Source organism: Acidobacteriota bacterium (genome assembly GCA_028874215.1).
GTDB lineage: Bacteria > Acidobacteriota > UBA6911 > RPQK01 > JAJDTT01 > JAJDTT01.
In genome coordinates, this window is sequence record JAPPLF010000073.1 from 67 (window position 1) to 22731 (window position 22665).

26 protein-coding genes are annotated in these 22665 nt (G+C 64.0%); 12 read left to right on the forward strand and 14 right to left on the reverse strand.

What is annotated here, in order from left to right; genetic code table 11:
* Nucleotides 1-190: 190 nt before the first annotated feature.
* On the forward strand, nucleotides 191-811 hold the full coding sequence (lipB, locus tag OXT71_14675) for a lipoyl(octanoyl) transferase LipB (protein MDE2927636.1): 621 nt from the start codon (nucleotides 191-193) through the stop codon (nucleotides 809-811).
* A 13-nt stretch (nucleotides 812-824) separates the two neighbouring features.
* Here lipB and OXT71_14680 read toward each other — a convergent pair whose 3' ends face one another.
* The 9 genes from OXT71_14680 to ndhC all read right to left on the reverse strand — a co-directional run bounded on the left by OXT71_14680 (nucleotide 825) and on the right by ndhC (nucleotide 8955).
* Nucleotides 825-1352, reverse strand: a complete 528-nt coding sequence (locus OXT71_14680) for an NADH-quinone oxidoreductase subunit I (protein MDE2927637.1) — start codon at nucleotides 1350-1352, stop codon at nucleotides 825-827.
* Between the two features lie 84 nt (nucleotides 1353-1436).
* Complete coding sequence (locus tag OXT71_14685; protein ID MDE2927638.1) at nucleotides 1437-2522, reverse strand: NADH-quinone oxidoreductase subunit H; 1086 nt, start codon at nucleotides 2520-2522, stop codon at nucleotides 1437-1439.
* 23 nt (nucleotides 2523-2545) lie between these two features.
* Entirely contained in the window at nucleotides 2546-4120 is a 1575-nt protein-coding gene (locus OXT71_14690; protein ID MDE2927639.1) for a molybdopterin-dependent oxidoreductase, read from the reverse strand.
* A 13-nt stretch (nucleotides 4121-4133) separates the two neighbouring features.
* Nucleotides 4134-5456 (reverse strand): NADH-quinone oxidoreductase subunit NuoF, encoded by a 1323-nt coding sequence (gene nuoF / locus OXT71_14695; protein MDE2927640.1) that lies wholly within the window; start codon nucleotides 5454-5456, stop codon nucleotides 4134-4136.
* Entirely contained in the window at nucleotides 5456-6013 is a 558-nt protein-coding gene (gene nuoE, locus OXT71_14700) for an NADH-quinone oxidoreductase subunit NuoE (protein ID MDE2927641.1), read from the reverse strand. The genes nuoF and nuoE overlap by 1 nt, the downstream gene beginning before the upstream one ends.
* Nucleotides 6010-7335 (reverse strand): NADH-quinone oxidoreductase subunit D, encoded by a 1326-nt coding sequence (locus OXT71_14705; protein MDE2927642.1) that lies wholly within the window; start codon nucleotides 7333-7335, stop codon nucleotides 6010-6012. The genes nuoE and OXT71_14705 overlap by 4 nt, the downstream gene beginning before the upstream one ends.
* 173 nt (nucleotides 7336-7508) lie before the next feature.
* Nucleotides 7509-7988 carry an NADH-quinone oxidoreductase subunit C gene (locus OXT71_14710; GenBank protein ID MDE2927643.1) on the reverse strand — a complete coding sequence of 160 codons (480 nt, stop codon included), beginning with the start codon at nucleotides 7986-7988 and terminating at the stop codon, nucleotides 7509-7511.
* Nucleotides 7989-8122: 134 nt separating this feature from the next.
* Nucleotides 8123-8572, reverse strand: coding sequence for an NADH-quinone oxidoreductase subunit NuoB (gene nuoB / locus OXT71_14715; protein ID MDE2927644.1), 450 nt, complete (start codon nucleotides 8570-8572; stop codon nucleotides 8123-8125).
* Between the two features lie 20 nt (nucleotides 8573-8592).
* Nucleotides 8593-8955 (reverse strand): NADH-quinone oxidoreductase subunit A, encoded by a 363-nt coding sequence (gene ndhC, locus OXT71_14720; protein MDE2927645.1) that lies wholly within the window; start codon nucleotides 8953-8955, stop codon nucleotides 8593-8595.
* A 147-nt stretch (nucleotides 8956-9102) separates the two neighbouring features.
* Between ndhC and lipA the strand changes: the two genes are divergently transcribed.
* Genes lipA through OXT71_14740 form a run of 4 tightly spaced genes read left to right on the forward strand, consistent with a single transcriptional unit; the run spans nucleotide 9103 to nucleotide 11322 of the window.
* Nucleotides 9103-10011 carry a lipoyl synthase gene (gene lipA, locus OXT71_14725; protein ID MDE2927646.1) on the forward strand — a complete coding sequence of 303 codons (909 nt, stop codon included), beginning with the start codon at nucleotides 9103-9105 and terminating at the stop codon, nucleotides 10009-10011.
* 39 nt (nucleotides 10012-10050) lie between these two features.
* Nucleotides 10051-10608 carry a carboxymuconolactone decarboxylase family protein gene (locus OXT71_14730; protein ID MDE2927647.1) on the forward strand — a complete coding sequence of 186 codons (558 nt, stop codon included), beginning with the start codon at nucleotides 10051-10053 and terminating at the stop codon, nucleotides 10606-10608.
* A gap of 17 nt (nucleotides 10609-10625) precedes the next feature.
* Nucleotides 10626-11102: an acyl-CoA thioesterase gene (locus tag OXT71_14735; protein ID MDE2927648.1), complete on the forward strand. Its 477-nt coding sequence runs from the start codon at nucleotides 10626-10628 to the stop codon at nucleotides 11100-11102.
* Nucleotide 11103: 1 nt separating this feature from the next.
* The gene (locus tag OXT71_14740) at nucleotides 11104-11322 is read left to right on the forward strand and encodes a hypothetical protein (protein ID MDE2927649.1); all 219 of its coding nucleotides are present in this window, start codon (nucleotides 11104-11106) and stop codon (nucleotides 11320-11322) included.
* 56 nt (nucleotides 11323-11378) lie between these two features.
* Here OXT71_14740 and OXT71_14745 read toward each other — a convergent pair whose 3' ends face one another.
* On the reverse strand, nucleotides 11379-12263 hold the full coding sequence (locus tag OXT71_14745) for a VWA domain-containing protein (protein ID MDE2927650.1): 885 nt from the start codon (nucleotides 12261-12263) through the stop codon (nucleotides 11379-11381).
* 59 nt (nucleotides 12264-12322) lie between these two features.
* Here OXT71_14745 and OXT71_14750 point away from each other — a divergent pair, with 59 nt between their 5' ends.
* Both OXT71_14750 and OXT71_14755 read left to right on the forward strand, forming a co-directional pair.
* On the forward strand, nucleotides 12323-12907 hold the full coding sequence (locus OXT71_14750; protein MDE2927651.1) for a hypothetical protein: 585 nt from the start codon (nucleotides 12323-12325) through the stop codon (nucleotides 12905-12907).
* Nucleotides 12908-12928: 21 nt separating this feature from the next.
* The gene (locus tag OXT71_14755; protein ID MDE2927652.1) at nucleotides 12929-13225 is read left to right on the forward strand and encodes a hypothetical protein; all 297 of its coding nucleotides are present in this window, start codon (nucleotides 12929-12931) and stop codon (nucleotides 13223-13225) included.
* 20 nt (nucleotides 13226-13245) lie between these two features.
* Here the strand turns inward: OXT71_14755 and cobA are convergent, their stop codons facing one another.
* Entirely contained in the window at nucleotides 13246-14052 is an 807-nt protein-coding gene (gene cobA / locus OXT71_14760; GenBank protein MDE2927653.1) for a uroporphyrinogen-III C-methyltransferase, read from the reverse strand.
* A complete protein-coding gene (locus OXT71_14765; GenBank protein ID MDE2927654.1) occupies nucleotides 14049-14624 on the reverse strand; it encodes a bifunctional precorrin-2 dehydrogenase/sirohydrochlorin ferrochelatase in 576 nt (191 codons plus the stop codon). Before OXT71_14765 ends, cobA begins: the two co-directional genes overlap by 4 nt.
* A 115-nt stretch (nucleotides 14625-14739) precedes the next feature.
* Here OXT71_14765 and OXT71_14770 point away from each other — a divergent pair, with 115 nt between their 5' ends.
* The gene (locus tag OXT71_14770) at nucleotides 14740-15102 is read left to right on the forward strand and encodes a hypothetical protein (GenBank protein ID MDE2927655.1); all 363 of its coding nucleotides are present in this window, start codon (nucleotides 14740-14742) and stop codon (nucleotides 15100-15102) included.
* Between the two features lie 39 nt (nucleotides 15103-15141).
* The gene (locus OXT71_14775; protein ID MDE2927656.1) at nucleotides 15142-16161 is read left to right on the forward strand and encodes a radical SAM protein; all 1020 of its coding nucleotides are present in this window, start codon (nucleotides 15142-15144) and stop codon (nucleotides 16159-16161) included.
* Nucleotides 16162-16192: 31 nt separating this feature from the next.
* On the opposite strand, the gene topA is transcribed toward OXT71_14775, so the two are convergent.
* Nucleotides 16193-18769 carry a type I DNA topoisomerase gene (gene topA / locus OXT71_14780; GenBank protein ID MDE2927657.1) on the reverse strand — a complete coding sequence of 859 codons (2577 nt, stop codon included), beginning with the start codon at nucleotides 18767-18769 and terminating at the stop codon, nucleotides 16193-16195.
* A 110-nt stretch (nucleotides 18770-18879) separates the two neighbouring features.
* Nucleotides 18880-19983, reverse strand: coding sequence for a DNA-processing protein DprA (gene dprA, locus OXT71_14785; protein ID MDE2927658.1), 1104 nt, complete (start codon nucleotides 19981-19983; stop codon nucleotides 18880-18882).
* 182 nt (nucleotides 19984-20165) lie between these two features.
* On the opposite strand from dprA, the gene OXT71_14790 reads away from it, so the two are divergent.
* The 3 genes from OXT71_14790 to OXT71_14800 all read left to right on the forward strand — a co-directional run.
* The gene (locus tag OXT71_14790) at nucleotides 20166-20990 is read left to right on the forward strand and encodes a menaquinone biosynthesis protein (GenBank protein MDE2927659.1); all 825 of its coding nucleotides are present in this window, start codon (nucleotides 20166-20168) and stop codon (nucleotides 20988-20990) included.
* The gene (locus OXT71_14795; GenBank protein MDE2927660.1) at nucleotides 20990-22159 is read left to right on the forward strand and encodes a DUF1343 domain-containing protein; all 1170 of its coding nucleotides are present in this window, start codon (nucleotides 20990-20992) and stop codon (nucleotides 22157-22159) included. The genes OXT71_14790 and OXT71_14795 overlap by 1 nt, the downstream gene beginning before the upstream one ends.
* A gap of 25 nt (nucleotides 22160-22184) precedes the next feature.
* A partial coding sequence (locus tag OXT71_14800) for a class IV adenylate cyclase (GenBank protein ID MDE2927661.1) occupies nucleotides 22185-22665 on the forward strand: 481 nt, incomplete at its 3' end.

The following is a 22665-nucleotide window of genomic DNA, read 5'->3' on the forward strand; positions in this document are numbered from 1 at the left end:
CCGCCGCTAAACCCCGCACCCGACAATTAAACAAACATTGGCGGGCCGCCGGTTGGGGCGGCGGCAGACGACCTGCCCCGGGCCGACTGCGTCCCCCCTAACCCCCCCTTCGGCGACAGGGATGTCGCCGCTCCATGTCGCCGCTCCATGTCGCCGCTCCTTCGCCGTTCCCCGATGCTAAGATTCTCACGTGATTCTGCATGACCTGGGGGTGCTGCCGTTTGCGGAGGCCTATGCGCTTCAGGACGAGTCGGTCCGCCGGGTTGCGGCGGGCCGCCAGGAGGAGACGCTCCACCTGGTCGTGCATCCCCATGTGTTTACGGTGGGGAGCGGGGGGAACGCCCGGAACCTGTTGGCTTCCTTGGATCCCGACGGGCATGCCATCGATCTGGTTCGAATCAATCGCGGCGGCGACGTGACTTATCACGGGCCGGGGCAACTGGTGGGGTACCCGCATCTGGACCTGCGGGGACGGGGACGCGACGTGGGGTTGTTCCTGCGGACCCTGGAGCAGAGCCTGCTGGACACGGCCGCCCATTTCGGGGTTCAGGCGTTCCGCCGGGAGGGCCTGACCGGCATCTGGACCCGGCGCGGCAAGTTGGGGTCCATCGGCGTGGGCGTGCGCCGCTGGGTGACGATGCACGGTTTCGCCCTGAACCTGAACCCCGACATGAGGTACTTCCAGTTGATCAACCCCTGCGGCATGGCGGGCTGCCCGGTGACTTCCCTGGCGGCCGAGGCGGGAGCCGCGCCGGCCATGGAGGAGGTCAAGGAGGTCTACTGGCGCTCCTTCCAGCGAGTGTTCGGCTGAAAGGCGGCAGGAATCAATCCTTTTGCGGCGCGGGTGAATGCTCCAGGAGCTTCTCCATGTCGTAGATCATCCCTTCCCGCGAGTAGGAGGAGAACTCCAGAATTCCCGTGTCCATCCGGATGGCGTCCTCGGGACACGCCTCCACGCAATAACCGCAGAAGACGCACAGGCCCAGGTCGATGTCGAAACGCACCGGGTACTTTTCGATCTGGGGATTGGGGTGCTCGCCGGCCACGATGTAGATGCAGCGGGCGGGGCAGGCCGTCTCGCACATCATGCAGGCCACGCACCGGGGCGATCCATCGTCCCTCCGGGTCAGCCGATGCAGGGTCCGCAGCCGGGACGCCAGCGGCCGCCGCTCTTCCGGATACTGATAGGTCTCGGCGCCGCGGAGATGCCGCGCCAAACCCACCCGGTGGGCCATGTGGACCAGGAGGTTGCGGAAGAAATGGCGCGCGGTGAGCCGGAGTCCCTTGAGGATCTCCGGAAGATAGGTGGACTCCCAGAAACTCAGCGTGGCCTCGACCTTCTTGATGGCCATGATCAGTTCCCGTTCATTTCCCTGGCGGTCCCCACGCCGTGAGACTACGCCGACTGCCTCTCCGTCTGCAAGACCGGCGCTTCGTCACAAGCTCGCGTCCTGCCACAGGAGGACCACTCCCGTCACCAGGATGTTGAGGATGGAGAGGGGCAGCACCATGGTCCAGCCCAGTCTCAGGAGCTGGTCCCACCGGAAGCGGGGGAGGGTCCAGCGGATGAGCATGAAGATGAAGCAGAAGACCGAGACCTTGAAAAGAAACGCCCCGACCTGGAGCAGCAGCACCACGGCCTGGGACAGCGGCCAGGCGGCGCCCCACGGAAACTCGAATCCGCCCGCCGCGAGGTACGGCACCTGCCAGCCCCCCATAAACAGGGTGGTGACCAGCGAAGCCGCCAGCACCGTCTCCACGAAATCGGCGGTGAAGAACATGCCGAACTTCATCCCGCTGTATTCGACGAAGTAGCCGATGATCTCCGATTCCCCCTCCGGAATGTCGAAGGGGACGCGCTTGGTCTCGGCCAGCGCGGCGGTGGTGAACAGGATGAAGCCCAGCGGCTGCAGGACGATTCCCCAGCGGGGGAGCCAGCCGAGCAACAGCTCACCCTGCTGAAGCACCATTTCCTGGAGATGGAGCGTCCCGAAGACCATGAGCAGGCCGATGAGGGTGGCGCCCAGGGTGATCTCGTAGGCGATCATCTGGCTGGAGGCCCTCAGGCCTCCCAGCAGGGCGAAATTGTTGGCGGAAGACCAGCCGGCGAGAACGAAGCCGTAGATCCCCATGCTCATGGTGGCCAACACGAAGAGCAGTCCCACGTTCAGATCCAGAATCTGGAGCGACACCGTGTGCCCCCCCAATTCGTAGACGCCGCCGAACGGAATGACGGCGAAGCTCACCAGGGCGAAAAAAAGGGCGATGATGGGAGCCAGCGTATGGACCAGGCGGTTCCCCTGTTTGGGAATGAAATCTTCCTTGGTCAGCATCTTGAGGGCGTCGGCGATGGGGTGAAAGAGTCCCAGCGCGCGCAGCCCGAAAATGGCAGCCCGGTTGGCGCCGATTCGATCCTGCATCACGGCGCTCTGCTTCCGCTCCAGCCAGGTGAGCAGATAGACGAAGCCCATGACCACGTTGAAAAGGAAGAAGACCTTGGCCAGAACGATCAGGGTGCTCATCTTGTTCGCGTGCGGGACCCCCGTCAGCCGGCGCCGCCCGGGCCGAGGACCTCCCCGAACTCTCCCAGGTCCCGGTAGCTCTTGCCCCGCCACTCGGAGAAGAGATCCTCCGGTTCCGGATAGAACAGGGCATGGCCCAACCGCTGGGCCAGGTCGCACAGGATCTCCAGGTCCGGCCTGGACTCTCCCAGCGGCGGCAGCGCCTCGGCAAAGTGCTGAACCCGTCCCTCGAAATTGGTAAACGTCCCTTCCTTCTCCATGTGGGTGGCGCCGGGCAGGACGGCGTGGGCCATTCGGGCGGTGGAGTTCCAATTGGCCCCCTGAAACACCACGTATTCAGCCCGGCGGATCAACTCCCGGGCCGGGTCCGAATCGAAGTCATGCCCGAAGACGTAGAGGATTTTCACCGCACCCGCCGCCGCGTCCTCCAGGGTCCGCTCCGCATCTCCCCGCAGTCCCAGATCGGCGGCCCCGCGGCCGTTGGGGTTCCGGTCTTCCAGCAGCAGGATTCCGTCCGCCGCCGACTCTTCCTCCCACGGATTCCGGAACGGGATTCGGGCGACGCCCAGCAACTCCCGGAACAACTTCCGGACCAGGTAGAGCTCCTCGTTGGATTGCTGGGGAGAAGCGATGACGCCCAGTCCCTCCCCACCGAACTTCTCGACGGCGGCCCGCAAAGCGGTGGCCACCTCCTCCAGAACCTCGTCCCAGGCGCGAGGCTGGAGTTCCCCTCCAACGCGCAGGCAGGGGTTCTCGATGCGGTCCCGGTCGACGAATCCGTAGCCGAAGCGGCCCTGGTCGCACATCCACCAACGGTTCACCAGCGGGTTGAACCTGGGCTTGAGCCGCTGGACCCTCCGGCCGTCGGCCTTGTAGCTGCGCTGAGCATTGAAGTGGACCGCGATGTTGCAGCCCCGGGAGCACCCGTTGCAGACGGACGCTTCCTGCGACAGGTACCAGACCCGGCACTGGAAACGGAACTCCCGCTCGGTCAACGCCCCCACCGGACAGATGTCGATGACGTTGCCCGAGTAGTTGTTGTCCAGCTCCCGGCCGGGAAACAGGTCGATGACCGACCGGTCGCCCCGGTCCAGGACCCCCAGCTCGTGGCTCTCCGAGACCTCCTCGCAGAAGCGGACGCAACGGGTGCAGAGGATGCACCGCTCCTGGTCCAGCATGACGTGAGGGCCGATGGGAAACGCCTTCTTCCGCTTGATCTTGTCCTCGAAGACCCGGCTCTCGTGCAGGCCATGCTCCATGTAGAAGTTCTGGAGGTCGCACTCTCCCGACTGGTCGCACACGGGACAGTCGAGCGGGTGGTTGACCAGCAGGAACTCCAGCATGGCCTGGCGCATCCGGACGACCGGCGCCGAATCGGTGGAGACCTTCATGCCGGCCCGGACCTGCGTGTGGCAGGAGATCTGAAGCTTGGGCATGCCCTCGATCTCGACGGCGCACATGCGGCAACTGCCGGCGACGCTGAGCCCCGGGTGGTAGCAGTAGCGGGGGACTATCACCCCCAACCGCTCCGCCGCCTCCAGGACGTTGGTGCCCGGTTCGACCTGGATGTCCTGTCCGTCGATATTGACCGTGACCATGAGGTTCACCCTATCAGCCGGCGCTCTGCCGGAGCGCCGTCACGTTTGTGGCTCCGGCCGGGACCGGCCGCTCCTGTTTGCCGCTTCCGTGCTTCAGGTATTGGTCGAACTCGTCTCTGAACTTGACCAGAAAACTTCTCAAGGGCATGGCGGCGCCGTCACAGAGGGCGCAGATGGAGGTTCCCGACATGTCGTCCGCGATCTGCAGCAGGTCCTCCACCGAACGCCGCCGCGCCCGGCCCGAGAGGATGGCGTCCAACGTCCGGGCCACCCAACCGGTGCCCTCCCGGCAGGGAGTGCACTGGCCGCACGACTCGTGAGCGTAGAAGTGGCTGATCACGCTCATGGCCTTCACCATGCAGACATCCTCGGCCATGACCACGATCCCGGCGGAACCCAGCATGGAACCGATCCCGGCCAGGTGGTCGAAATCCAGGGGAACGTCGATCTCGTCGGCGGTGAGGACGGCGGCCGAGCTTCCTCCGGGGATCACCGCCTTCAATTTCTTGCCGTCGGCCATCCCCCCGCCGCAGTCGTAGATCAGCTCTCTCAGAGGGGTCCCCATGGGGAGCTCGTAGACCCCGGGCCGCTTGACGTCGCCGGAGAGGGAAAACAGGCGCAGGCCTCCGTTGCGCTCCGATCCCAGGCTCGCAAACCACTCCCCGCCGTGAGTCACGATGTGGGGAAGATAGGTCAGGGACTCCACGTTGTTGATGACCGTGGGGCACCCGAAGGCGCCCACCACCGCCGGGAAGGGCGGTTTGAGCCGGGGCCATCCCTTCTTGCCCTCCAGCGACTCCAGGAGGCCGGTCTCCTCGCCGCAGATGTAGGCCCCCGCTCCCACGTGCATGTGGACGTCGAGCGAGAAATCACGGCCCAGAACCCGATTCCCGAGAATACCGGCCCGATAGGCCTCTTCGATGGCCTCCCGGAGGATCCGTTCGGGATGGACGTACTCGCCGCGGATGTAGATGTAGGCGGTATGGATTCCCACCGCGCGGGCGCAGATGATCATCCCTTCCAGGAGCCGGTGGGGGTCCCACTCCATGATGTAGCGGTCCTTGAAGGTCCCCGGCTCCCCCTCGTCGGCGTTGACCACCAGGTAGATGGGTTTGCCCGTGCCGGAAGGAACGAAACTCCACTTCCGTCCCACCGGGAAGCCGGCGCCTCCCAGGCCGCGGAGATTCGACTTGATCACCTCCTCGGTGATCCGTTTCGGGGCCATCTGGTCCAGGGCCTTGAGCGCCGCCTCGTAGCCGCCGTGCGCGCGGTAGTACTCGAGCTTTCGAGCCTGGGGATTGCCGAAGTCGCGTGAGATGAGTCGGAGGCGGCCCATCACGCCTCTCCCCGCGAGGTCTCGCCGTCCGGGATCCGGTCCACCGGGGGGGCGATTTCCAATCCCCCTTTCCGACCTTGCTCTCGCTCTCTATCGAGGATCCGATCCACTTCAGCCCCATCCAGAGGGCCATGGTAGTCGTCCCCCACCTGCATCATGGGAGCCAGTTCGCAGGCCCCCATGCACTGCTGGACCGCCTCCCAACTGAACTCGCCGTCGGCGGTGGTTCCTCCGCTGGCGACGCCCAGTTTCTCCTCCAGGTGTCTCTGGACGCCGCGGCAGCCCCGGACCCAGCAGGAGATGCTGGTGCAGACGCGAATGTGCCGGCGTCCCATGGGACGGGTCCGGTAAAGGGTGTAGAAAGTCAGGACCTCGTGGACGTCGATGACCGGCAAATCCAGAATCCGGGCCACGTGCTCCTCCCCCTCGGGGGAGATGTATCCCAACTGTTCCTGCACCAGGTGGAGAGCGGGGAGCAGGGCGGCTCGCCGAGTCGGGTAGATCTCGAGGAGGGAATCCAGGCGCTCCCGCCGCTCGCGGGTGAACTCGAAGCTCAACGGTCCAGTTCTCCCGCGATCATGTTGACCGATCCGAAGGTGGGAATGATGTCCGCTATCTGGTCCCCTTCCAGGATGCTGGAGAGGGCGGCCATGATGGGGAAGCAGGGCGGGTGGCACCGGACACGCCAGGGCCGGTCGCTCCCGTCGCTGACGATATAGAATCCCAACTCGCCGTTGGCGCCCTCCACCGGGAAATAGACTTCTCCGCGGGGAGGGCGTATCCCGTGGCCCATCATCACGATCTTGAAGTGATTCATCAGGGCCTCGATATTGGAGTAGACCTGCTCCTTGGCCGGGAGCCGGCTCGCCTTGTCGGCGGAGTAGACCCGGTCGTGGAAGCGCTTCTCCGATCCCTGGAGGGTCGGCTCGATCAGAACCTCGTTGCTCAACAGGCCCTGGGTCTTGCCGAACTTCCCCAGATCCGCCATCAGGTCGGGGGAGATCAGTTTTCCGTCCGGATCCACGTTGGTCGGACCCTCGGGCATCTGTTCCAGGCATTGCTCGACGATCCGCAACGACTGCCGCATCTCCTCCATCCGAACCAGGTAGCGGTCCATGTTATCGCCTTGCCCGCCCACCGGCACATCGAAATCCATGCGGTCGTAGACAAAGTAGGGAGAAGCCTTGCGAACGTCGTAGTCGATGCCGGTGGACCTCAGAAAGGGTCCCGTGATGCCGTATCCGGCGGCGGACTCGGCGGAGATGACGCCCACTCCCCGCATCCGGTCGTAGAAGATGCGATTGCGGGTGAGGAGCTCATCCACCTCGCCCAGAACCTCGGACACCTTTGCCGTCACCTCCCGGCAGCGCTCGGCGAAATCGGCGGTGAGGTCCGCCTTGACTCCGCCGATCCGCCCGTAGGAGACGGTGAGCCGGGCGCCCGTGACCTCCTCCACCAGTTCCCACAGCCACTCCCGCGCCTTGATCATGTACAGGAACACGGAGAACGCCCCCAACTCCATGGCCGAGGCTCCGATACAGGTCAGGTGGTCGCAGATCCGGGAGATCTCGCTCATGAGCACCCGGATGTACTGGCAGCGCTCCGGGACCTCCAGGCCCATCAGCTTCTCGACGCCCGCGGCGAACGCGAAGTTGTTGATGAGCGGGGAGACGTAGTTGAGCCGGTCGGTGTAGGGAAAACACTGGGTGTAGCTGGACGCCTCGCAATGCTTTTCGAAACCCCGGTGGAGGAACCCGATCTCCACGTCGGCCTGGCGGACCACTTCTCCGTCCAGGCCCAATTGGATGCGGATGACGCCGTGCATGGCCGGATGGGCCGGTCCCGCGTTCAGCAGCATGGTCCGGGAGGTCTCAGTCATGGCGCCGGTCTCAACAGTCCGTGGTGAAAGTCCCGCGAGCACCGAAACCGTTCCTGCGCCCGCCGGACAAGGCGCGGCGAGGGAGCATATTCGACCCTATGCGACCGAGGCGCAACACGGTCCGCGCCTGTGCAGGGACGGTCGAATGCCGTGACGACTTTTACCACGGGCTGTCAATCCTGGGGGCCCACCAGGGGCTGCCGCTTGTCGATGGGATAGTCTTTTCGCAGGGGATGCCCCCGGAATTCCTTGTACATCAGGATGCGGCGCAAGTCCGGGTGTCCCCGGAACCGGATCCCGAACATGTCGAACACCTCCCTCTCGTACCAGTCGGCGGCCGGCCAGACGGCCGCCAAAGAGGGAGCCTCGGGGGAAGCGCCGCCCAGCGGCGCCTTCAACCGCAGCCGGGCGTTTGTCGACCGGGAATAGAGGTGGTAGACCAACTCGAAGCGGGGCTTCCGCTTCCAGAAGTCGACGGCCGTGAGGTCCATCAGGAAGTCGAACCGGAGCCCGGGTTCCTCCTTCAGGAAACGCGCGGCCCGAAGCAGCGCCTCCGGTTTCAGAATCGCCGTATCCTCTCCCAGCCTGGAGTGGGTCCCCACGATCTCGTCCGGAAAGCTTTCCTGGAGGCGGGTCAGGGATGTGCTCTGCATCGGAATGACGAACGTCCTTCGGCTAAATGGGATCGAGGCGCCCGTGGCGTGCGGATACGCCGCAAATGATCAGCCCGGAAAAACCGCGAAACGGGGGCGCGCCTGCGGGGCGCCCCGGCTTTCTCTTCCCTCCCTTAGACCTCCTGTCTCTGCTTCCGGATCTTCTCCTGCAGCATCATCAACCCCTGCAGCACGGTCTCCGGCCGGGGAGGACATCCGGGGATGTAGACGTCCACCGGAATCACGTGATCGATTCCGCGAACCGTAGCGTAGTTGTCGTAGAAACCACCCGTGCAAGTGCAGACCCCGAAGGCCACGACCCACTTGGGGGCGCACATCTGCTGGTAGACGTTGACCAGCACCGGAGCGATCTTCTGGCTGATGGTCCCGACGACGAAGAGGACATCGGCCTGGCGCGGGGAAAAACGGGGGAGTCCGGCGCCGAAGCGGTCCACGTCATAGTGGGCGCAGGCGGTGGCCATGTACTCCATGCCGCAACAGGCGGTCACGAAGGGGTATTGAAAAATCGAGTACTGCCTCGCCCACCCCACGACGTCGTCGAGGCGGCTGGTGAAGAAACCCAGCTCGGGGGTGCCCTTGAAGTCTACTTCCAATCCAGCGCTCCTCTCTTGACCGAGTAATAGAGCCCGGACAGGACGACCAGCAGAAAAATCAGCATCTCGAAGAACCCGAACCAACCGAGCTCCCGGTAGACGAGGGCCCACGGGAACAGAAAAATCAGCTCCACGTCGAAGAGGACGAAAAGCAGCGCCGCCAGGAAGAATTTCACGGAAATCCGGCCGCGGCGAATTTCGGCAGGTTCATTGCCGCACTCGAACGGCATCTCGTGGACCGAGCCTCCGCCCTTCGGTCCCAACCACTGGGTGATGAGAACCATCCCACCGGCCGTGGCGCCGGCAAAAACGAGGAGCAGAAGAAAGCCGAGGTAGCCCTCCGTGCCAGTCATGAGTCACTCGATCCGGTTTCCGATCCCGTCCGCCAAACCGCCACAGTATACGTTGAGAAGGGAGAAAAGAGAAAAGGGAAAAACCTCCGCCCACGACACGCGCATTGTCTTGGCGACTTTCACCACGGACTGTTAAGGTTATGCGCCATGGCGGCGGGAAAGGGAAAGCGGCGGCGCCATCCACCCTGGATCAAGGTCCGCGCTCCGTTCGGCGAAGGCGTCCACGAACTGAAAGGGCTTCTGGGAGGCCTGGGTCTCAACACCGTCTGCCAGGAGGCCATGTGCCCCAATCTGGGTGAATGCTGGGCCCATGGCGTGGCCACGTTCATGATCCTGGGGCGGGTCTGCACTCGAGGTTGCCGCTACTGCGCCGTCAGCAAGGGCCGTCCCCCGGTGCTGGACCGGGAGGAGCCCCGGCGGGTGGCCGAGGCAGTGCGGCAGATGGGACTGAAGCATGTCGTGGTCACCTCCGTGGACCGGGACGACCTGGCGGACGGCGGCGCATCCATCTTCGCCGAGACGATCCAGGCCATTCGAGAGCTGCACCGCCGATGTGTGGTCGAGGTTCTGATCCCCGATTTCCAGGGCGATGACGCGGCGCTGAGGACGGTGCTGGACGCGGGTCCCGACATCCTGAACCACAACATCGAGACGGTGCCCCGGCTGTTTCCTGTCGCCCGGGGCGGCGGCGACTACCAACGATCCCTGGATCTCTTGAGCAACTCCCGGCGGATCTCGCCGGACACGGTGACCAAGACCGGCATGATGCTGGGCTTGGGAGAGCGGGAGGCCGAGGTTTTGCAGGTCATGGAGGACCTGGTGGAGCGGCGGGTCAGCATCCTGACGCTGGGGCAGTATCTGAGACCCACGACCTGGCACCTTCCGGTGGATCGATACTACCACCCGGACGAGTTCCGCCATTGGGGGGAGACGGGAATGCGCCTGGGGTTCGACCACGTGGAGAGCGGCCCCCTGGTCCGGTCCAGCTATCTGGCCGACCGCCAGTTCGCCCAACTCCGGACGAACACCGAAAAAGCTCAACAGGCGTACAATTAAGTCGGATCGTAAGAATCAGTCAGAAAGGAGTCAGGCAAAATGCCCAGGTATTTGCCGGTGCAGCCGGATGCGGCAAATGACAAGGTTCGGAATCTCTACTCGGCGCTGGAGAGTGAACTGGGTTTCGTGCCCAACTTCATCAAGACTTGGGCCCACAGCGACAACTTCGTGGAGTCGGTGGCGGCCCTGTACGGCACCGTCATGGGTGAGACCGGCCTGAGTGAGAAGATCCGTTCGCTGGTCATCCTCAGGACCTGCCAGGTGAACAGATGCGCCTATACGGCGGGTCCCGCCCTGAAACGGGCTCGGGAGGCGGGTTGGACCGGCGAGCAGTTGGACGCCATCGACCAGGCGGCCGAAAGCGACCTGTTCGTTTACTACGAAAAAGAAGCCATCCGTCTGGCTGAACTGACCAGCCTGAGTCCGGACGACGTCCAGGAGGAGTTCTGGATGCAGTTGGACAACCACTACACCTCGGACCAGGTGGTGGAGATGATCACCCTGATCGGGTTCTTCAACATGATCAACCGCCTGGCCCTGGTGCTGGAAGTGGCGGCGGACCCGGAGCCCGCGGCCGCCGGCGTGGGCGCCTCCTGAGCGGAATTCCCGCTAAAATGACAGTGATGACTCACGCGGTCAGAGCCGGCTCCGCGTCCGCCCCGACCGAAACCTCCATCGGCGGCAGCAAGGCTCTGGTGATCCCCATGGAAGTGGAGTTTCACGACCTGGACGCCATGGGGCACGTCAACAACGTTCGCTATTTCACCTTCATGGAAGCGGCTCGCGTGGCCTTTTTCCGCCACTTTCTGGACGCCCGGCGGATCCACGACCTGCAGATGATCGCGGTGGAAGCCTCCTGCCGGTTTTTCTCGCCGGCTCACTGGGGAGAGATTCTTCTGGTCCAGGTCTGGATTCCCCGGGTCGGCAATACCAGCTTCGACTTCCAATACGAAATGACCGAACGCGAAACCGGGCGGAAGGTCGCCCGGGGGAAAACCGTTTGCGTGTCGTGGGACTACGTTGCCGAGTCCAAGATGCGGGTTCCGGACCGGGTCCGGAGACTGTGTGCCGGCAACCGCCTCGGAGCCTGACGTGTCCACCATGGAATGGGAGCACAAGGGAATGCGTTTCGCCGTCTCGACCCAGGAACTGGGCCCGCTGGTTCTGGCGTCGGCCCGGGTCGCGGATTTGGGTCCGTACGTGCGGATACGCCCATTCTCCGCCTTGGGCACCGACCGGGACGAAGCCGTCGAACTCCTGAAGAAACAGATCAGGCTGGAGTTCCGGCGGTTTGGAACGGCGATTTCGTAGTGGCCTGGCGACAGGAATGTCGCCGTTCCTCGGCGGCAAGAAAGCCGCCGCTCCTCCTACGTGGCGGGGGCGTAGTAGCCGTTGCGGTGCCTGATGTTCAGACCCTTGTTCCGCATCAGCTTGACCTCGATCTCCCTGAACTTGCCGTCTCGAGCCCGGTTTCTGGGGACGTAGGTCAGGCTGTACTGGGATCTGAGCTCTTCGTCGATGAGGTCGAAGGTCTGCTGCAGTCCGTCGGCCGTGTAGGGAAAGAAGGCTCGTCCGCCCGTTTCGCGGGAAAGCAACCGGAGGACCTTTTCACCCTTTTTCTGCTGATCCGCCCCGAAACGGCTGGTGCCGATGCTGTAGACGGTGACGCCGGAGCGATGGATACCCCGCATGACGTCCTCCAGCGTATTCTCACTGTCGCGATCGACGCCGTCGGAGAGGATCACGATGGCCTGCCGCGTTTCGTAGTCCGTCATCTTCTCGGCGGAGACGCTCAACAAGGCGTCCATCAGGGCCGTTCCTCCTCCCGCCTTCAGCCCCCGGATGGCCTTGGCGATGGACCTGGGGTTCGAGGTGAAGTCGTGCAGCAGAGAGACGCCCGAGTCGAACTCCACCAGGAGAACCTGGTCCTGAGGACGCAGGATGGAATGGACGAACCGGGTCGCGGCCCGCTTCTCGAACTCCAACTTCAAGCGGACGCTGGAACTGGTGTCGACGAGCAGGCCGATTCTCAACGGCAGGGAGGTCTCATGCCTGAAGTTGGTGATGAACTGGCGCCGGCCGTCTTCATAAATGTGGAACCGGTCCTTCTGGAGATTGGTGACGAACCGGTTCTTCCGATCAGTCACGGTGACCAGGACGTTGACGGCTTCGACCTCGACTCGAATCGGGGTCTGCTGAAAGGCGCACAGCATCCAGAGGCCGATCCAGAGAAGGGCACGGATAGGACGCATCCGCTCCAATTTACAACAATTTACAATTGGCCGACAATTTTGTGAGAATACCGCCTGCCATGAGTTCCAGGGATCTTCAGCTTCGTCTGCTCGACCGGATCGCGCGCGGGATCGTGGACGAATGGTACGAGCGGGCCATGGGAAGCTACGTCACCCAGGAGGACAGCCGGGAAGTGGGAGTCGAGCCCGAAGTCAAGCGCTTCCACCGCCGCGGCAACCATCGCATCAAGTTCTCCCGCAGGCGGGAACTGGAAGTCACCTACGGCCTGGGTGCGCTGAGGAAGGATACGCGGCTCTGCGTGGAGGCCAGCGTCAACAACAAGTCCGCCGGGTTCGACTATGATCAATTTACCGGACGGCTCCGGGACTACTACTGGGAATGCCGCCATGAGAAGCCGTGGACCGACCCCGAGTTCGATCACTTCAGCTTCAGCGATCTGCTCCACTTCGATCCCAGAATGTCCCACTCGGTATCGCTGGACATCCGCAAGGACAAGGCCGACATCATTCGCCTGACATTCGTCCTCAATTCACGCCATGAGGATCGGCTCATGGGCCGTGAAGAACTCCTGAAGGACCTGCTGGAAACTTACTGTCTCGCCCCCTTGAGACGCATCTACGCCGAGTCCTACCGAGAGCGGTAGAAGCGGCGGAAAGAGCCCCCTATGGACCAGACCAAGATCGAACAGCAACGCCGGATTCAAGAGTTTCTGAATCGCGACTACAGTTGGCGCCTGTCGGCCGGAGAGTGCAACTTCCTGATTCAGCTCATCGCCTTTCTGGTGCAGGCGAATCCCCCGTTCGTCGTGAACGATGACGGGAAGAAGGAGCCGTTGAACTACCAGAGCATCCGATCCATGGTTCTGCTCAACGAGAAGCTCAGGGCCCAGTTGCAGGATTTCGCCGCCCGGGAATCGATCATCATGGAGGACATGGACCCGGTGACGGACCGGGTCCAGTAGCCGGGCGGCCGGCATCTGCGTCAAGGCTTCTTGCCGGTGGCCGCCAGTTCGGTCTCGACCCGGGGCGGGCTCTCCGCCGAACTTCGCTTCAAGGCCTGGAAACGAACCACCTCTCCGACCACCAGAAGAGCGGGCGAGCGAATGTCCGCGTTCCGGGTCCGCCTGACGATGTTTCTCAGGGTCCCGTTGGCCTCCTGCTGCCGCTCCAGGGTGCCCGATCCGATGACGGCGGCCGGCGTGTCCAGCGGCCGTCCATGAAGCACCAACTGGGAGATGATCTGTTTGAGGTTGCCCAGGGGCATGAGGAAAACGACAGTGTCGGCCCGGGCGGCGAGGGTCCAGGACCGTTCCAGGTCCGACCCCGAAGCGCGATGACCGCTCAGGACCAGAACGGAGGAGGAGAGCTCCCGGTGAGTCAGGGGAATCCCGGCGGCCGTGGGGACTCCGAAAGCGGCGCTGACCCCGGGGACGATCTCGAAGGGGACGCCGTGAGCCGACAGGTAGTCCATCTCTTCCCCGCCTCGGCCGAAGATGAGAGGGTCTCCTCCCTGGAGGCGGACCACCTCCTTGCCGGCGCGTGCCCGGGACACCATCAGCTCATGGATCTTCTCCTGGGGAAAGCCGTAGTGCCCCCCCTTCTTTCCCACCGGAATGGCCTCGGCGGATTCGGGAATCAGTTCCAGGACCTTGGAATCGACGAGCCGGTCGTAGATGACCACGTCGGCCCGGCTCAGGCAACGAACCGCCTTGACCGTCAGCAGTTCCGGATCGCCGGGACCGGCGCCCACCAGGACGACGCGTCCGGTTCGCGGCCGGAGAATCTTCATTGCAAGTTTTCCTCGAGCCGGGACCGGACCGCCGCCACACCGCGGCGCCGGGCGATTTCCAGAAGGTCCGGATCTCTCACCATCCGATTATAGTACTCACTCCGCTCCCGAAAGGAATTCAGGCGCTTCTTGACCAGCGGCCGAACCTCTCCCAGCGCCTGGACCAGATCAGCGTACTCGGGTCCGAACTGCGCCTCGAGCTGTTTCCGGATCTTGCGCGCCAGGGCCGGGCTCCTGCCGGATGTCGAAATGGCCAGAACCAGATCTCCGCGCCGGGCGATGGCCGGGACGATGAATCCGCAGTTGGGTGTCTGGTCGACCACGTTGACCAGGATCCCCTTCCGGTCGGCGAACTCCTTGATCCGGCGGCCGAGACCGGTATCGGAGGTGGCGGCCACGATCAGGAAAACGTCGCTGACCTCCGGATCGAAGGTGCGGGAACGCAGAACCCGGGCTCCAGCTTCCTCCAGGCTCCTCGCCTTCTCTTCGGCCAACTCCCCGTCTCCGATCACCAGGCAGGAACGGCCTCGAAGATCCAGGAATACGGGGTAGTAGACGGGAGGGGTCTGCATCGATCAATTCCGATCGGCTCAGTGCAAAATAGCCGAGCGGAAGCCTGCCTGTAAAGCCAAGACTTCTCTTCCGTAGTAGACTGGAATCACACCTGAGAACAAGGGAGACGTAACGATGAGGCGTAGAGCGGTATTGGTCTCGTGGCTTCTGTTCTGGATCGCTCCGGGTGCGGCCCTGGCAGCGCCGGGCGAGCCCCCCGAAGCGCCGACCGATCTCAAGGGCGTCAAGCGCTTCAAGGGCGCCATTGCCACCACCGAGCTGACCTGGAAAGACCGTTCCGACAATGAATTGGGGTTCGAAATTCTCCGCTCCGACGGCGGGTCCGAGTTTCGGGTCGTCGGGATCGTGGGCGCCAACTCGTCCCGGTACAGGGACGAGATCGGCAAGTACGTCACCGGAGCCTTCTCGTACCGGGTTCGGGGATTCAACCAGAACGGCAAGGGCAAGACGTCCAACACCGTCTCTCTGTTATTTTAGGACGGAATTCGCTCCCCATCGGTCAGGGGGCGCCGAGTCATGAACGGTCCCAACCCATCCAGCCGATTCGTCTCCTTCAACCTGGAGCCGACCTTCCGCTGCAACCTGGAATGCGAGATGTGTCCCCGATTCTCCAGTGAGGATCCCCATCTGGACATGTCCATGGACACCTATCTCAGAATTCGCCGGGACATGGTCTACGCCCATACGGTGGATTTCACCGGCTGGGGAGAACCCATGCTGCACCGGGAGATCTACCGGATGGTGCGCATGGCCAAGGAGCAGGGATGCGTCACCAGCATGACCACCAACGGGACCATCCTGAACCGGCGGAATTCGTCGGCCCTGATCGAGGCGGGGATGGACCGGCTCACCATCTCGGTGGACGGCATGACGGAAGCGACCTACGACAGCATCCGCCTGGGGGCCTCCTTCGAGACGGTCACGAAAAAGGTGACGGAGTTCGCCCGGCTGGTGAGGGAGACGGGCAGTTCCCTGCTGCTGGGGATCGCCTTCACCGTTCAGGAGCAGAATGCCCGCGAACTGGACCTGGTGCTGCCCTGGATGGAGTCGTGCGGGGCCCGCGTGCTCCATTTGAAGCAGTTGAACGTGGTCTCCAATTCCTGGGACTGGGAACAGAGCTTCCTGAAGTATCGCCTGGAACCGGGTTCCGCCGGCTCCGGCTCTCTGGAAGATCTGGAAAGCCGCATCTCCCGGCTCCTGGAGCGGGCTCGGGGGTCGGGCATCGAGGTCGCGCTCCATTCCGAGTTCCCCATGACTTCCCGGATGACTCCGCGCCACTGCCTGGCCACGCCTCTCGAGTCGGTCTATTTCTCCTACGAGGGCAGAATGGCCCCCTGTTGCCATTTCGGGCACCACGTGAGCCGGTATTTCGAGGGACGGCTCGAACCTCCCTCCTCCCTCTTCTACGGCGACATTCGCGAGCAGACTTTCATGGAGGTCTGGAACGACCCCTCGTTCCGGAGTTTTCGCGGCGGCTTCGTCAGCGGAGACTACCCGCAGGCCTGCCGGAGCTGCTACCTGCTCTACGGCAAGTAGAGACCACCTCCAACCCTGATTCCCCAGCGGGTCAACGCCGCGGGCGGGATGCCCGGCGACGGCTGGTCCGGCGTCCTCTGGCGGACGTGCGGCGGGTCCTGCGGCCGCCTCGCCGGGCCTGGTCGCGTTGCAGACGCTGTTTGAGGAGTTCCAGGGCGGCGGGGAGGTCCACGTCGGCCGGGTCGACGTCCTTCCCGATGGAGGCGTTGACCTTTCCGTGCTTGACGTAGGGCCCGTAGCGCCCCTTGAACAATTCGATGGGGGCCCCGTCATCCGGGTGCTCTCCAATCTCCCGGATGGGGGTCCTGGCGCCCCGCTTGGGGGTCGAGAGCAACTCCAGCGCCCGGTCCAGTCCGATGGTGAACAGGTTGTCCCCGGGGGCAAGGCTGCGAAAGTCCCGCTTGTGCACCACGTAAGGGCCGTAGCGGCCCAAACCGGCTCTGACCGGCTCTCCCGTATCCGGATGCTCCCCCACCTGACGGGGCAGCGCCAGCAGGCGCAGGGCCAGATCCAGGGTCACGTCCTCGGGAGTAGTGCCCGGCGGAAGCCCTTGGCGGGGCGGCTTTTTTTTCTGCTGCGTATCGCCCCGTTGCACGTAATGGCCGAAACGGCCATCCAGCAGGTAGATGGAATCTCCTGTCTCCGGATCCTTCCCGAGCTCGACCGGCCCCTGGTCGCGGCGGCGCAGGATCTCGTCCGCCTGCTCGGCAGTGAGGTCGGCGGGGAGCATCCCGTCCGGGAGCGGAGCCGTCCGCCGTTTTTCCCGGCCGTCATCTTCCAGATAGGGACCGTAGCGGCCGATCCGGACGCGCGGCGTGAGGCCGGCGAGTTCCACGGTGGAAGCGGCGCGCGGGTCGATGTTGTCCTGCTGCTGGTCCAGGCGCGCCTCGAATCCGTTCTCTCCCTTGTAGAAGCCCTTCAGATACTCCCGCCAGTCGATGTCGCCGCGGGCGATATGGTCCAGGGACTCCTCCATTCTGGACGTGAAGCCGGTGTCCACCAGATCGGGGAAATGGTTTTCCATCAGGAGAGTCACGGCAAAGGCAGTGAAGGTCGGATGCAACTGCTTCTTCTTGAGTTCGGCGTAGCCCCGGTTCTGGATGGTCGAGATGATCGCCGCGTAGGTGGAGGGACGGCCGATCCCCTTCTCCTCCAAGGCCTTCACCAGCGAAGCTTCCGTGTAGCGGGCGGGCGGCCTGGTGCGCCGCTCGAAGCTCTCCAGCTTGTTGAGATCCAATTCCTGCCCTTCCACCAGGTCCGGCAGGAGGATCTCCTGGTCTTCCAACACCGCCTCCGGGTCGTCGGATCCTTCCACGTAGGCGCGGAGAAATCCCGGGAACTCGATGGTCTTGCCCCGGGCGCGAAATCTGGCCTCGGCCGCTCCGATGATGGCGGTCACCCGGCGTTGGAGCGACGACGCCATCTGCGTCGCCACGGCCCTCCGCCACACGAGTTCATACAGCGACCGCTCTTTTCCCAAGAGACGGAGCTCGGCCGCCGTATTCATGTCGGCCCCGGCCGGACGAATCGCTTCGTGGGCTTCCTGGGCCGAACTGGAGCGGGTCCGGTAACGCCGCGGCTGGGGACTCAGGTACTCGGACCCGTAGCGCGCCTTGACGGTGGAACGGATCTGGGAGATGGCATCGCCCGAGAGGTTGACCGAGTCGGTCCGCATGTAGGTGATCAAACCTCGTTCGTAGAGCCGTTGCGCCAGCCGCATGGTCTCCCGCGAGCCCAGATTCAGCTTGCGGTTGGCCTCCTGTTGCAGGGTGGCTGTGGTGAAAGGGGGGGCCGGATTGGTCCGGAATTGCTTTTTCTGTACCGACTGGACCCGGAACGTCTCTTCGGTCAGTCGCTTCTTGAGGCTGTCCGCCATTGACTTGTCGACCAGGAGGACCTTGCGCCCGGCCTTCAATTTGCCCGTCGCCTCGTCGAAGTCGCGGCCCGTGGCCGTCCGCCGGCCGTCCACTTCCACCAGACCGGCGATGAACGGCTTGCGATGCGCCGCCAAGTGCGCCTTGAGGTCCCAGTAGATTGCCGAGTGGAACGCCCGCCGGGCCCTTTCACGCTCCACCAGGAGGCGAACGGCCACGGACTGGACGCGGCCCGCGGAAAGGCCGGGCCGGATCTTTTTCCAGAGCAGCGGCGAGAGCTTGTATCCGACGAGGCGGTCCAGCACGCGGCGGGCCTGCTGGGCGTCGACCCGGTCCGTGTCGATTTCGCCGGGGTGCTCCATGGCCGCCCTCACGGCGCCGGGCGTAATCTCGTTGAAGGACACGCGCCGGAAGCGTCCGGCCTGCTCCCGCTTCCCGGCCCCCAGCTCCTGGGCGATATGGTAGGCGATGGCCTCCCCCTCGCGATCCGGATCGGTGGCCAGAAGAATCCGGTCGGCTCGTTTGGCGGCTGCCCGCAGCTTCCGGAGCACGGACCCCTTGCCCTCGATGGTCACGTACTCAGGCTCGAAGCCGGCCTCCACGTCCACTCCCAGACCCTTCTTGGGCAGGTCGCGCACGTGGCCCACCGAGGCCTCGACCTTGGTTCCCTTGTCCAGGTATCTCCCCAGCGTTCTCGCCTTGGCGGGCGATTCCACAATCACCAGATCAGTCATGGTCGAATGTCTCTTCTCTTCGTCAAGTCTGCGTCCCGCGGCGCCACCGCGTCCGCCGAGCCGCCCTTTCTATAGCACAAGCGCCTCCGCCGAGAGCAACAAAATTAGCTTCAAGACAGGCGCCGGCTGTACTGGCGGCCCGGACTCTGGCGGATCAGGCCCTTGATTTCCAGACTCAGAAGGATGTCGCTGAGCCCGGAAAGGTCCAGACCCAATTGGGTCAGGATGGCGTCGATATGGAGCGTCGAATCGACGGCCAGCAAGTCGAGCACCGCCTTTTCCCGAGCGGTGGGCCGGGGCGCCGGCGAGGCTTGGGCGTTCTTTTCCTCGAGCCGGCCCAATACGGAGGGGGGAAGCTCCTCCAACACGTCCTGGACCGAAAGGACCGCCTTGGCCCCCTGTTGGATCAACCAGTTGGGACCCCAGCTCAGGGACAGGGTGATGGCTCCCGGCACCGCCCAGACGTCCCGCCCCTGTTCCAGGGCGAGGTTCGCGGTGATGATTGAACCGGACCCCTTGGCCGCCTGGGTGACGATGGTCCCGTGAGCCAGTCCGCTGATGATCCGGTTGCGGGCCGGAAAGCGGTGGCGCGCCGGGGGGCTGCCGCGGGGAAACTCGCTGACCAGGCAACCCTGTTTCCGCACCCGGCGAAACAACTCTCCGTTTTCCGGGGGGTAGACCACGTCGATGCCGCAACCCAGGACCCCGACGGTCCCGCCTTCCTCCTGAAGGGCACCCCAATGGGCCTGGGAATCGACGCCGCGGGCCAGTCCGCTCACCACGCAGAGTCCCAGCGCAGAGAGTTCCCGGGCCAGCTTGCGGCTGACCTCCTTTCCGTAGACGGTGGGCCGGCGGGATCCCACCAACGCCACCGAGGGTCCGGACAGGGTCTCGATCCGCCCGGCACAGTAAAGGACGGGAGGCGGATCGTGAATCTGGCGGAGGAGTCGAGGGTAGCGGGGGCTGTCCAGGGTCACCAACTGCAGCCCCAGCCGCGGAAACCGGCGGATTTCCCGGTCGGCCGTCCGGAGCGCGGACCCGTCGACGATGGCGCCGATGGATTTCTCAGGCAGCCGGAGGCTTTGGAGGGATTTTCTGGACAAGCCGAAGAAAGATGACAACGGCCGCTCCCCCTTGATCAGGGACCGGGTGACGCGGGCGGGCATCCCGGGGACGCGGGACAGGGCGAGCCAGAGACGGGATTCCTGATTCATGTCTATCTGATAACGACGCGGCGAATAATTCCATGGGGCGGAGGGGCGATTTCCTAATCGCCCATCTTTTTCTATTGCTAAGCAATTCGGCGGTTGGAAAACCGCCGCTCCAGGCTTTCACCCTCGACTGCTAACCTCTAATCTGTTTTTCGGAGTCGATTTTGTCTGGAGGCCAAAATCGTTTGCCCCTGCGGGTTTCGTTCATCGAGTTCCTCAACGCGGTGCCGCTGGGATGGGGATTCCTGGAGGGCCGCCACGCCGGGATCCTGGATGTCGCCTTCGACGTCCCTTCCGAGTGCGCCCGCCGGCTGGCCGCCGGCGAGGCGGACGTGGCGCTGATCCCGGTCATCGAGTGCTGCCGGATCCCGGGGTTGAGAGTCCTTCCCGATATCTGCATCGCTTCCCGGCAGGAGGTCAAGAGCGTCTTTTTCGTCAGCAAGCTGCCCATATCCCGAGTCTCCCGCCTGGCCCTGGACCGGTCCAGTCGCACTTCCGTCGCGCTCCTGAAGATCATTCTGGAACGGTTCCATGGCTGCGGACCCATCGAGTACGTGGTGGAGGATCCGGACCCTGAAAAAATGTTGGAGCGTTACGATGGAGCCCTGGTCATCGGAAACGCCGCCTTGCGGGTCTCCGGCAGTTCTCACCGCGTCTACGATCTGGCCGCCGAGTGGTTCCGGTTCACGGGTCTTCCCTTCGTGTTCGCCGTCTGGGCGGTGCGCCCCGAGGTGACGCTGGGGAACCGGCTTCGGCTCTTCTACGAATCCCGGGATCGGGGACTGCGGTCGATGGAGGACATTTCCCGGCGATACGCCGGGAGGCTGGGCCTGGAGGTTGCGGAGATGCGAAAATACCTGCTCAATCTCAACTACGTCCTGGATGGCAGCAGCCGTCGCGGCCTGGCAACCTTTCTCGATCTGGCCCGCGAAATGGGACTGATTCCGCCGGCAGCGAAGCTGGAATACTATCCCCTCCCAGACTCGCTCCAAGCCGCAATCAAAGGTTGATGCGGGTTCGAACGGGTCTTGACCACTTTCTGGAACAACGCCTGGACCTGGTGGCCGGCAAGCGGGTCACCGTCGTCGCCCACGCCGCCTCGGTGGACTCCCGCCTCCGCAACATCGTCGACCTCTTCCGGCATCATCCCGGGATCGACCTGGTTTCGGTCATGGGCCCGCAGCACGGAATCTACGGCGAGACCCAGGACAACATGGTGGAGTGGGAGGGTTACCGGGATCCGGACTCGAATCTGCCCTTTCGCAGCCTGTATGGAGAGACCCGGCGGCCCACCCGGTCCATGTTGTCGGAAACCGACATCCTGGTGTTCGACCTGCAGGACGTGGGAGCCCGCTACTACACGTTCATCCACACCCTGGCCCTGGTCCTGGAGGCGGCGGGAGAGTCCGGAAAGGAGGTCGTGGTCCTGGACCGTCCCAATCCCATCGGCGGCGTCCAATTGGAGGGTCCCGTGCTGGACCCGGCCTTCCGTTCCTTCGTGGGGTTGCATCCGCTGCCGATCCGGCACGGGATGACCGTGGGAGAGATCGCCGGCTACCTGAACTCGGAGTTCGAGTTGGGATGCCCGCTCCAGGTGGTCCCCATGCAGGGTTGGAATCGGGAGATGTATTTCGAGGAGACGGGCCTGCCCTGGGTCATGCCCTCTCCCAACATGCCGACGGTGGAGACGGCCCTGGTCTATCCGGGCCTCTGCCTGCTGGAAGGGACCAACGTCTCGGAGGGGAGGGGGACCACGAGACCCTTCGAGTTGTCGGGAGCTCCCTGGATCCGGGCTCCGGCACTGGCCGCGGAACTGGAATCGGCCCGGCTTCCGGGAGCCCGCTTCCGGCCCCTCTATTTCATTCCCACCTTTCACAAATGGGCCGGTGAGCGGGTGGGGGGAATCCAGATCCACGTCACCGACAGAGCCCGGTTCCAACCCTTTCTGACCGGACTGGTTCTGGTGCATCTGTTTCGGGAGTTGAGCGACGGAAGATTCGAGTGGAAACCGCCGCCCTACGAATACGAGACGGAGAAGCTCCCCTTCGACATTCTTTGCGGGACGGACCGTCTCCGGCTCCAATTGGAAGACGGAACGGCGCCCCGGGATGCGGCCCGGGAATGGCAGTCCCAACTCGAGGTTTTCGACGAAGTGCGGCGGCGGTATCTGCTCTACTGACTTCTCGGGAGAAGAGAATCGACGAATGCCGGAGGAGATCCGCTTGGAGATCGAGGCCAAGGTTCCTCTCGAAGTGGAGGACCTTGATCGTGTGCGCTCCAGGCTGCGTGAGATCGGGGCTCGTCTCGGCACACCCCGCCTCCGTGAAGAGAACACCCTGTTCGACTTTCCCGATGGAAGACTGGAAAAGGCCGATTCCGCCCTCCGGGTCCGGACCTTCGGCCAGGCGTGCCTGCTGACCTACAAGGGAAGGTCGCGGGAGCACGCCTTCCTGAAGTTGCGGGAAGAGATCGAGACCCGCGTGGAGGACCCCGACGCCCTGATCAGGCTGCTGGAGCTTCTGGGGCTTCGAAAGGCCTTTCACTACTGGAAGTATCGCGAGATCTACAGCCTGGAATTTCCATTGGGGACAGTCACTGTCACGCGGGACGCGGCCGAGGCGCCCGGCCTATTGGGGACAGTCCCTTTGGGAACGGACTTGGGGACAGTCACCGTCGGGGCACCCG